Below are 10,995 nucleotides of genomic sequence, written 5' to 3'. Positions count from 1 at the left end.
CCCCAACCCTCCCCTTGAAGGGGAGGGAGCGATCGCGCTGTACTCAACGTTCGAGCCGCATCCGCCCCGCTTTCGTGGGCTGAATGCGGCTTTTGCATTTCCCGGAATCCCCCGATGACTTTCGACACCGCCGGCTGGATCGTCGCCGGCATTGCCGTGCTGCTCACCGGCATCTCCAAATCCGGCCTCGGCGGCGCCTTTGGCGGACTCGCGGTGCCCTTCATGTCGCTGTGGATCACGCCCGCCCAGGCCGCGGCGGTGATGCTGCCGCTGCTCGTGTTCATCGACTGGATCGGCATCCGCGCGTACTGGGGCAAGTGGTCGAAGGAAGAGATCCGTATCCTGCTGCCGGCGGCGGCGCTCGGCATGCTGATCGCCTCGGCGGTGTTCGGATGGATGCCGGAGAAGGCTGTGAAGGGGTGCGTAGGCGCCATCGCGGTGCTGTTTTCGCTCGACCGCATCTTTGGCCTGCGTGCGCGCCTGAAGATGTCAGGGCCACCGGGCAAGATGACAGGCCTCTTCTGGGGCGCGGTGTCGGGCTTCACGAGCACGATCGCGCACGCCGGCTCGCCGCCGCTGCTCGTCTACCTTCTCAATCGAGGATTGCCCAAGAGCACTTTCGTCGCGACGACGGTGATCTTCTTCACCGCCGTGAATGCGGTGAAGATCGTGCCCTACATCGCGTTGGGCCTCTTTTCGTGGGAATCTCTGAAGATGTCGCTGCTGTTGGCGCCGGTCGCCCCGATCGGCGTGTGGATCGGACTCAAGGCGCTGAAGCGCATCCCCGAGCGCGCCTTCTTCGTCTTTGCAACTGTGATGCTCGGGGTGTCCGGTGTGAAGTTGTTGTGGGACGCCTTCGCCTGACGGACGACACCCGGGGCGCGTGAAGCGAAGCAAGCTTGCCACGCCTCGCAATTGCCGCCACTTACTTGGCTTGTGCGCGGACACACATGCTGATCGGGAAAGTGAGGGAAATATCTCGCAGCGGCAGCGCACCTTATTGAGTTCCCGTTGCCGCCGGGTGATCATGGCCGCAGACCAGTGCCATAGACTCGAAGAGGTTGTCCACCTTGGATCGCGCAATCAGATGGATCGAGCTGGTGTTCGCGGAACTGCCCCTCCCGCTGTTGGAGGTGTGGGGCGGCTTCGCCTACCTGCTCGGGCTGGTGCTGATGTTGTGCGCGTTCGGCGGCGTCACCTTCCGGCCGGCGGGGCAGTGGCGGCTCGGCCGCGAGCGGCAGACCTGGGACGTGAAGGCGCTGCGCAGCGTCGCGCTTACCTTCGTCCTGATCCTCGCCACCGGCTACGTCGGCTCCTTCATTGTCCTGGTGCCCGGCGCGCAGACCTTCGAATCGCTGAAGGACCTCACCGTCTTCGTCTGCCTGCTGCTCTTCGGTTATCCCGCGCTGATCGCCGTGCCCTTCGCGTACGGGCTTTCGGATCTGATCGAAGGCGTGCCGCCGGCCTTCCTGCTCGATTGGCTGGTCGGCTACTTCATCAACCCGGCGTGCTTCTGGGTGGCATATCAGCTGATCGGCAAGGATCCCGATTTCCGGCGCTGGCGGACGTGGGGCTGGTACGCGCTGTTCGTGCTGGTGTTCATGAGCATCGAGCCGCAGTTGTGGGGCTACATCGCCGCGGATAAATTCACGCCCGAGATTTCCTACCGCAACATCACGCCGGCGCTGTTCTTCACGACGGCGATCACCTGGATCCTCGCTCCCTTCGCGATGCTCGCGGCCCTGCCGTTGGCACGCCGGTACGGGCTGTTCTGGGCGGAGATCGCCGGACACGTGCGGGAGAGGGTGTTCGGCCGCAAGGAGTGGATCTGGGAAAGCGGCGCCGGCGACACGGAGGGGGCCGGCGAGAGCGGGGAGCGGGTGGGCCTGCCGATCCGCATGTTCCTCGTCGCGCCGTTCGTCGTCCTCGTCCTGCTCATGGTCGGTACGACGGCCTATTTCACCCTGCGCAGCGCGGAGGCGTCGGCCGACAAGCTCGCGGCGCGCCTGCATCAGGAAAGCTCGCAGAACATCAGCCTGTTTCTGGACGACTACTTCGACCGATCGCCGCGCGTCGAGATGTCGCGGCGCATCGGCGACATCGATCGTCTGCTGAGCCGATTGCCGATCGCCGAGCATGGCCGCGCCTTCATCGTCGATCGTTCGGGCGCCCGAATCGCGTCGTCCCGTAATGTGCTCCAGCCCGCGTTTGTTGCCGAGGGCTCCGATCCCGTCGTATGGAATGCAGTCGATGCGCTGCGCGGGACGATCGGCAGCCTGGAGGGGCTGAAAAGCGCCGTGCAGTTCAAGTTCGACCTTGTCCTGGCCAGGCCGCTGTCCCGGGAGACCTGGATGGTGCAGGCCACGCCCTACCGCGATCGCGGCGGCGAGACCGACTGGATCCTGATGACGGCGATGCCCGCCGCGTACTACCTTGAAGGGGTGCGGGTCGGACACAGTCGCTCGGCGATGGTCTTCGCGGTGGCGCTGATGCTGTCGCTGGTGGTGGCGGCCTATCTCGCGACGATGGTCGCAGCGCCGATCTGCCGCATTGCGCTTGCCACCCGCGCATTGATGAAGGGCGATCTGACGCAGCGGGTGCCGGACAGCGGATTGGAAGAGCTCGGCGTGCTGTCGCGCTCGTTCAACAGGATGGGTGCGCAACTGCAAGAGTCCTTCGAGGACCTGCGAGGCGAAGTGGAGATGCGCAGGGCCCGCGAACGAGAGCTGGAGGAGAGCCAGGAGCGCGTCCGGTTGAACGAGAACCGCATCCGCCTCGCCACGCGTTCCGCCCAGTTGGGCGTGTGGGACTGGGACGTCGAGAAGGACGAGCTGGTCTGGGACGATTCGATGTACCAGCAATTCGGCGTCGACCGGGCGTGTTGCGACGTGCCGAACGCGGTGTGGTTGAAGTCGCTGTCGCCCGAAGAGTACAAACGGGCGAAGGACGCGGTGCGGGCGGCTCTGCGGGGCGAGCGCGAATTCTCGTCGGAGTTCAGGATCAGCTGGCCCGACGGATCGGTCCATTACATCAAGGGGATGGCGCATACGATCCGGGACGACAACGGACGGGCCGTGCGCATGGTGGGCGTGAGCTACGACATTACCGAGCAGAGGCGTGCGGCTGTGGAGATCATGAAGCTCAACGCCGAGCTCGAACGCCGCGTGATCGAGCGTACCGCGCAGCTGAAAACCGCCAACAAGGATCTGCTGCAGGCGAAGGAGGTGGCCGAGGAAGCGAAGCGCGCGCAGTCGGAGTTCCTCGCGAACATGAGCCACGAGATCCGCACGCCGATGAACGCGATCCTCGGCATGCTCTACCTCGCGCTGAAGAGCGATCTGTCGCCGAGCCAGCACAACTATCTCGCGAAGGCACAGGGTGCGGCACGTTCGCTGCTCGGCATCATCAACGATATCCTCGACATATCGAAGATCGAGGCGGGCAAGCTCGACATCGAGCAGGTCGAATTCGGCCTCGATGCGGTGCTGGAGCAATTGACCGACGCGGTCGGCTATCTGGCCGAGCGCAAGGGCCTCGAATTCCTCGTCCGCTACGATCCGTCGATCCCGTCACGCCTGATCGGCGATCCGCTGCGGCTGGGCCAGATCCTGCTGAACCTGTGCGGAAACGCGGTGAAATTCACCGAGCGGGGCGAGGTCGAGCTCGCGTTCCGCTGCCTGAACGCGAGCGAAACGGACATCACGCTGCAGGTGTTCGTGCGCGACACCGGTATCGGCATGACGCCGGAGGTCCAGGGCAAGCTGTTCGAGAAATTCACGCAGGCCGACCAGACGACGACGCGTCGATTCGGTGGTACCGGGCTGGGGCTGGCGATCAGCAAGGATCTGGCCGAACTGATGGGTGGCCGCGTCTGGGTCGAGGATTCACAGCCAGGCAAGGGCACGACGATGTGCTTTACGGCGCAGCTGAGGATTGCCGGGCAGGCGCGGGCACGCCAGCGCGAACTGGTGGAGCAGGTCGGTCCGCTGCTCGAAGGCGTGCGCGTGCTGGTGGTGGACGACAGCGAAGGGGCGCGTGAGATTCTCGCCGAGATGCTGCGCTTTTTCCGCCTCGAGGTCGGCACCGCGTCGAACGGACCGGCGGCCATCGCCGCGCTGCAGGCTGCGGCCGCGAGTCCCTACGATCTCGTGCTGATGGACTGGCGCATGCCCGGCATGAACGGCGACGAGGCGACCGCGCGCATCCGCAACGATGCCGCGATCCCGCGTCAGCCGAAGGTGATCATGGTCACCGCTTGGGGCCGCGAGGACGCCTTCCTGCTCGCCGAACGGGCAGGGATCGACGGCTTCCTGATCAAGCCGGTGTCGCCGTCGATGATGTTCGACACGATCCTGTCGGTGCTCGGGCGTGGCCGCATCTTCGGCACCGAAGAGCGCCGCGCGAGTCTGCGCGAACCGGCTTCGGGTGGCCAATTGGCCGGGGCGCGCGTCCTGCTGGTCGAGGACAACGAGATAAACCGTGAATTCGCCATCGAACTGCTGCGCAGCGAAGGGCTCGAGGTCGATGAGGCGGCAAACGGCGAGGAAGCGGTCCAGCGGGTGCAGGCGCGCGATTACGACGCGGTGCTGATGGATATCCAGATGCCGGTGATGGATGGCCTCGAAGCCGCGCGGCGGATCCGCGCGCTTGCAGGCGCGCCGGGTGTGATGGACGGGGAGCGCTTTGCCGTCCTGCCGATCATTGCGATGACGGCGTTGGCGATGGCGCAGGATGCCGAGAAGAGTCGGGCCGCGGGCATGAACGACCATGTCACCAAGCCGATCGCGCCCGACCGGCTGATGGCGACGCTGGCCAATTGGGTGCAACTGCCGGCGGGACGGGCGGGAAGGGTCGCCGTTACCAGGACCGCGGACCGCGGGGAAGTGCCCGCCGATCTGGGAGCCTTGACCAGCCTCGATGCCGGCGAAGGCATCCGCCGCATCGGCGGCAAGGCCGACGCCTACCGCAAGCAGCTCGCCCGCTTCCGAAGACGTCATGTCGATGCCGTCGCCGAATTGTGCCGGCTGGTTGCCGCAGGCGATGCGCAGCGCGCGGAAGAATGCTGCCATGCGCTGAAAGGCGTGACCGGCGCGCTCGGCGCGCATGCGCTGTACGAAAAGATTTCCGTCATCGACGCGCTGCTGAAGCAGGGCGTGCTGCCCGATGCCGCGGTGCTCGACGAGGCGGACGCGCTGCTGCTGCGGCTGATGGACGAGATCGATGGCTTGGGCGACAGCTCGGGCGCCATCCCGCGGCCCGCCGCACCGCTCGCACCCGACACCTTGCGCGAGCTGCTGGCACGGCTGGGCGAGGCGCTCGACAACGATCTCGGTGCTGCCGAGCCCCTGCTCGCGGAACTGCGCGCCGGGCTCGCCGGTACCCCGCTCGAAGCGGACATCACCTCAGTGGGCGCCTTGGTCGATGTGTTCGACATTGATGCGGCGCGGGCCAGGCTGAAGGGTCTGGAAGTCTCCTTATCGGATACGACACAATGAACCAGCGGAACGACCGGCAGCCGAACGACGGGAAGCAACGCGCGCGCCTCCTCATCGTCGATGACATGCAGGAGAACCTGCACGTGCTGATGAACATCCTGCGCGACGATTACGCCATCGCCGCCGCCACCAATGGCGGGAAGGCGCTCGAACTGGCGCGGCGCGAGCCCCGGCCCGACCTGATCCTGCTCGACATCAAGATGCCCGACATGGATGGCTATTCGGTGTTGGCGGCGCTGAAGGCCGACCCCGCGACCGCCGAAATCCCGGTGATTTTCGTCACCGCGCTCGCCGAGGCGGCGGACGAGGCGCGAGGCCTCTCGATGGGGGTTGCCGACTACATCACCAAGCCGGTCAATCCTGAGCTGCTGAAGGCGCGCGTGCGCGACCAACTCGAATTGCAGCGTTACCGCAAGCACCCGGTGATGTTCGACATCGCCGCCCACCGCGATCCGGCGCATCCGCCAACGCTGCTGGTCGTCGACGACATTCCCGAGAACATCCACGAACTGCTCGACGCGCTGAAGGACGAGTACCGCATCATGGTCGCGCGCAACGGCGCGGAGGCGCTCGGCGTGGTGGAGGGGCCCTCGCCGCCCGACCTCGTGCTGCTGGACATCCTGATGCCGGAGATGAGCGGCTACGAGGTCTGCCGCCGCATCAAGGCGAACCGCCGCGGCGACGGAATTCCGGTGATCTTCGTCACGGTCGTCGACGCGACGGATGATAAGGTGAAGGGCTTCGAGCTCGGGGCCGCCGACTACATCACGAAGCCTTTCGACATCGACGAGGTGCGCGCGCGCATCCGCACCCACCTGGAGCTCGCGCGCCTGCGGCGCGTCCTGGAAGACCTGGTCGCGCAACGCAGCGCGATGCTGCAGGTCAGCGAGGAGAAATACCGCATCCTCGCACACCGCGATCCGCTGACCGGCCTGCCGAACCGTGCGCTGTTCGCCGAGCTGACCTCGCACGCGATCCTGCAGGCCGAACGCGACAAGTCCCAGTTCGCACTGCTCTTCCTCGATCTCGATAATTTCAAGACGATCAACGAAAGCCTCGGCCACGGTCTCGGCGACCAGGTGCTGATCGAGGGCGCCAAACGGCTGCAGGCGCTGCTGCCCGGGTGCGACGCCATCGCGCGCATCGGCGGCGACGAATACAACGTGATCCTCGAGCATGGCGAAGACGTGTCGATCGACCTGACGGCGCAACGCCTGATCGATGCCTTCGCGGAACCGTTCGTCGTAGGGGGTTACAGCGTGTATGTCGGGGTCAGCGTCGGCATCGCGCTCTATCCTGCCGACGGCACCACCGCGGAGACCCTGCAAAGCAACGCCGACGCGGCGCTGCACCAGGCCAAGATGCAGGGGCGGGGCATCCTGCGCTTCTTTTCGCCGGAACTGACGCGCCGTGCGAAGGAGCGCGTCGCGCTCAACGCCGACCTGCGCCGCGCACTCGGGCGCGAGGAGTTGCGCCTGCATTATCAGCCCCAGATCGATCTCTTCAGCGGCGAGATCGTCGGCGTCGAGGCCTTGGTTCGCTGGCAGCATCCCGAGCGGGGCATGATCGCGCCCGGCGAGTTCATTCCCATCGCCGAGGATAGCGGGCTTGTCGTGCCGCTCGGCGACTGGGTGCTGCATGAGGCCTGCCGTCAGATCAAGGCGTGGTCGGACGCGGGGCTCGCGCCGCGCAAGACAGCGGTGAACGTGTCGCCTGTCCAGCTGAGCCGCGGCCAACTGGTTCAGTCGGTGAAGGATGCGCTGGAGCAGAGCGGCATCGCGCCTGCGCAGCTCGAAATCGAAATCACCGAGAGCTTCGTGATGCTCGATCGCGAGCAGTCCTTCAAGTCGATCGCCGAACTGAGGACGCTCGGTGTGCGCCTGTCGATCGACGATTTCGGTACCGGCTACTCCTCGCTGGGCTTCCTGCAGCAACTGGAAGTCCACACGTTGAAGATCGACCTGTCATTCGTGCACGACATGGCGACGAACAGCGGCAATGCGTCGATCGTCAAGGCGGTGATCGCGCTAGGCCACAGCCTCGACCTGGAGGTCGTCGCGGAGGGTGTCGAGGACGAAGTCCAGATGCGCCTGCTGCGTTCGATGCGCTGCAACGTGATGCAGGGCTATCTGGTCAGCCGGCCGCTGCCGGCCGACGACATGACGCGCTTCCTGACCTCGTTCGATCCGGCCGCCTATCTGCGCAGTTAGCCCCGACCGTTCGTCAAAGCGGCCCGGTTCAGGCGTGCTGAAGCATCCAGATCACCGCGCTCACCGAGAAGAAGGCGCTGATCGTCGCGGCCATCAGCGCGGCGGCGGGGAGTTCCTCCTGACCGAAGCGCTGCGCGATGATCGGGAAGATGCTCGCCATCGGCATGCAGGCGAAGGCGATCGCGGCGACGTGCAGTGTCGGGTCGAGCGGCGGCAGGAGGGCCAGCGCGATGAACACGAAGAGCGGGTGGAGGACAAGCTTGCCCGCAACGATCTGGGCGATGTCGCGGCGCATGCCGCGGACCTTGATGCCGACCAGCGTGCCGCCGATGACGAAGAGCGCCACACCCGCCGCGGCGAGCGAGAGCATGTCGATGGAGCGCGCGACCGGCGCGGGCAGGCGGATGCCCAGCAGCGCAAGGCTGAAACCGGCGACGATGGCCATGATGAGCGGGTTTTTCGCCAGCCGGGTGAAGGTCTCGATCACCACGCGATGGATCTTCTTGCCGTCGCCGCCGCTGCTTTCGGCTAGCGCCAGCGTGAGCGGCACGATCAGCAGGTTCTCGACGAGGAAGCACAGCGCCAGCGCGATGCCGGCCGCCGGGCCGACGACCTGCAGCACGATCGGGTAGCCGATGAAGCCGCTGTTGGACAGGGACATGCCCATGCCGTGCACGACGCTGGTCTGCAGGTCCTTCTTCTGCACGAGGCGTGCGAAGCCGATGCCCGCAGCGAAGACCGCGAGCGAGCCGAGCGTGTAGGCGGTCAGGTAGCCGACGTTCATGATCTCGGCGAAGGGACGTTCGGTCAGCGCTTTCAACAGCATCGCCGGCAGCGCGATGTTGATCGCGAACTTGCCGAGGATGCGTGTCTCGCTCTTGTCGAAAAGGCCGCTGCGCACCGCGGCGAAGCCGATCGCGATGACGAGGAAGGCCGGGCCGGTGATCTTGAAAACGTCGAGCATGGGTCCAATCCGAAGGGGAGCGCGGAGCATAACACCGGGGTGTGGCGTGCCCGCGAACTAGACGAGTCCGAGGGCTCCCGCCGCCGCGCCGGCGCCGATGTACCACAGGGGGTGCCAGCCGCGCACGAGCATGAGGCCGGTGCAGGCGAGCGTCAGCAGGATGCCGCGCAGGTCGAGTCCCGCCGAGGCGCCGATCAGCCAGCCGCTCGCACACACGAGGCCCACGGCGAGGGGGGCGACGCCGGTCTGGATCGCCTCGCGCCACGGTGCGTCGCGGAAACGTTCCCAGTGCCGGTAGAGGAAGAAGATCACGAGGCTCATCGGCAGGCTGATCGCCAGCGTCGCCGCGATCGCGCCGGGAATGCCCGCGACCTTCCAGCCGATCAGCGACACGACCAGCAGGTTGGGGCCTGGCGCCGCCTGGGCGATCGCGAAGAGATGGGCGAAGGTGGTGTCGTCCATCCACTGCCGCTGCTCGACGACGAGGCGGTGCAGCTCGGGCAGCATCGCGGTGATGCCGCCGAAGGCGACGACGGTGAGGATGCTGAACTGCAGGAAGAGATCGGCGAGCAGCGCCATCGTCACGACTCCGTCTTCGCAGTCATGGCAAGCCTTGCCGCGCGGCGCCCGCGCCGGTAGGCGATGAGCCCGGTCACGCCGAGCAGCGCCAGCATCAGCGGCGGTAACGGCAGGCGCAGGATTACCAGCGCGACGAGCATCAGCGCCGCGAAGGGCAGGTAGATCCACCGTTCGGGCACGTTGCGCGCCATCTTCAATGCCGTCGCGAAAAGCAGTCCGGCGCCGGCGGCCGCGACGCCGCGCAGCATGTCCTGCACGACGGCGAGGTGACCCCACTCGCCGTAGGCGGTCGCGAGCGCCATCATCACGAGGAAGGGGCCCAGCAGCAGTCCGGCGGTCGCGACGACCGCGCCGCGCGCACCGTGGAAGCGCGCCCCCACGCAAACGGCGAGATTGACGACGTTGGAGCCGGGCAGGAACTGGCACAGGCCGAGCAGGGCGTTGAAATCGGCGCCGCTCATGAGACGGCGTTCCTCGACGAGAAGATGCCGCAGCAGCGGCAGCACACCGCCGAAGCCCGAGAGGCCGACGCGCGAGCACGCGAGGAAGAGTTCCCACAGTCCGGGCTGGCGCGCGGGGGGCGTTGCCGGGTGCGGCGGTTCCGGGGCGGCTCCGCGCGCGTCGGCAGGGGAATGACTCATTCGTCCGGCGCTCCAGGGGCGGCGTTGCGGCACGGGCAGGATTGCCTGCGTGCCGCAGTCGGGGGATGAGGTGCGCGGACGACGACGGGTAAGGGAGGGAGTGCCGAAGTCCGCGCGGAGGAGATCAGGCCGCCGACCGGTGCAGGTACTCGCCGTGGAGTCCGTTGAGGTAGGCCTCGGCGGCGCGGATCGAGCGGCGGGCGCGTTCCTCGGCGCTGACGGTCAGCGCGAGGGTGTCGGTCGGAATTTCCAGCGAGTAGGGCATTTCCGGCATTGCGTCGAGGATACGGCGCACGTCGATGCCGCCTTCGCCGAGGAAATTGCGTTCGCTGCGAGCGGTGTGGATGAGTCCCTCGACCGTCGTCGGGATCTCGGCCGGCGCGTCGCACACCTGCGCGAAGTGGAACCACTCGGGCGGCAGCTTGCGCAGCTCCTCGACGCTGTCGCGGGCGCGGTCGAAGTGCAGCGTGTCGATGAGGATGCCCGCGTTCGGGCGATTCACCGCACGCACGACGGCAGCCGCCGCGGCGAGGTTCGGCGTTTCCGTCCAGCTCGGGTACTCGAGGTCGACGGTGAGCTTGTAGGGTGCCGCGAGGTCGCACAGGCGGCCGAAACGATCGGTCGCGCGTTCGCGGTTCGCGTCGGGGAGCTGGGCGAGGATGTGGCGGGCGCCGAGTTCGGCTGCGGCTTCCAGCACGGACACATAGGTCTCGGGCTCGATCTCCGCGGGCATGCGGCAGAGCTCGATGTCGAGCACCCTAACACCCGTTGCAGCGAGGCGTGCCTTGACCTCGTTCATCATCGCGCGGTCGTTTTGCAGCGCGAACACGTGTTCGGTTGCGGTGACCGCCGTCAGGCGGAAGCTGACGAAGTCGTAGCCGGTCTTTGCGGCGATCTCGACCATTTCGAGCGGGGACGTCGTCAGGACCGAGAGGTGGGCGAGAGAGAACTGGTGCGCCATGTCGGGACTACCTCCAATAGTGAATGCCGGAAGCGGCTGCACCGTTTTGCCGATAGTTGCATTAAAGCTTGCGGCGGCGAGTTCTGCTGCGCGGGGGCCACTTCCGGGCCGAAACGAGCAGATCGGTACAACCGATCAAATCTGT

At 66.5% G+C, this 10,995-nt stretch carries 7 protein-coding genes; 3 read left to right on the top strand and 4 right to left on the bottom strand.

What is annotated here, in order from left to right; translation table 11 throughout:
• Positions 1-114: 114 nt before the first annotated feature.
• The 3 genes from GPA27_RS09700 (at position 115) to GPA27_RS09690 (ending at position 7,705) form a co-directional block, all read left to right on the top strand.
• The gene (locus tag GPA27_RS09700; RefSeq protein WP_169139921.1) at positions 115-864 is read left to right on the top strand and encodes a sulfite exporter TauE/SafE family protein; all 750 of its coding nucleotides are present in this window, start codon (positions 115-117) and stop codon (positions 862-864) included.
• Between the two features lie 206 nt (positions 865-1,070).
• Positions 1,071-5,495 (top strand): response regulator, encoded by a 4,425-nt coding sequence (locus tag GPA27_RS09695; protein ID WP_211164912.1) that lies wholly within the window; start codon positions 1,071-1,073, stop codon positions 5,493-5,495.
• Positions 5,492-7,705 (top strand): EAL domain-containing response regulator, encoded by a 2,214-nt coding sequence (locus GPA27_RS09690; protein ID WP_169139919.1) that lies wholly within the window; start codon positions 5,492-5,494, stop codon positions 7,703-7,705. The genes GPA27_RS09695 and GPA27_RS09690 overlap by 4 nt, the downstream gene beginning before the upstream one ends.
• A 28-nt stretch (positions 7,706-7,733) precedes the next feature.
• Here the strand turns inward: GPA27_RS09690 and GPA27_RS09685 are convergent, their stop codons facing one another.
• The 4 genes from GPA27_RS09685 to GPA27_RS09670 all read right to left on the bottom strand — a co-directional run bounded on the left by GPA27_RS09685 (position 7,734) and on the right by GPA27_RS09670 (position 10,850).
• A complete protein-coding gene (locus tag GPA27_RS09685; protein WP_169139917.1) occupies positions 7,734-8,669 on the bottom strand; it encodes an AEC family transporter in 936 nt (311 codons plus the stop codon).
• 57 nt (positions 8,670-8,726) lie between these two features.
• Positions 8,727-9,248, bottom strand: coding sequence for a chromate transporter (locus GPA27_RS09680; protein WP_169139916.1), 522 nt, complete (start codon positions 9,246-9,248; stop codon positions 8,727-8,729).
• Positions 9,249-9,250: 2 nt separating this feature from the next.
• The gene (locus GPA27_RS09675; RefSeq protein WP_246261015.1) at positions 9,251-9,889 is read right to left on the bottom strand and encodes a chromate transporter; all 639 of its coding nucleotides are present in this window, start codon (positions 9,887-9,889) and stop codon (positions 9,251-9,253) included.
• Between the two features lie 124 nt (positions 9,890-10,013).
• Positions 10,014-10,850 (bottom strand): sugar phosphate isomerase/epimerase family protein, encoded by an 837-nt coding sequence (locus GPA27_RS09670; protein ID WP_169139914.1) that lies wholly within the window; start codon positions 10,848-10,850, stop codon positions 10,014-10,016.
• Positions 10,851-10,995 lie beyond the last annotated feature (145 nt).

Origin of the sequence: Aromatoleum toluolicum, from assembly GCF_012911005.2 — a bacterium.
GTDB lineage: Bacteria > Pseudomonadota > Gammaproteobacteria > Burkholderiales > Rhodocyclaceae > Aromatoleum > Aromatoleum toluolicum.
The sequence above is the reverse complement of the archived record's forward strand: the minus strand, read 5'-3'. Positions and strand labels throughout refer to the sequence as shown.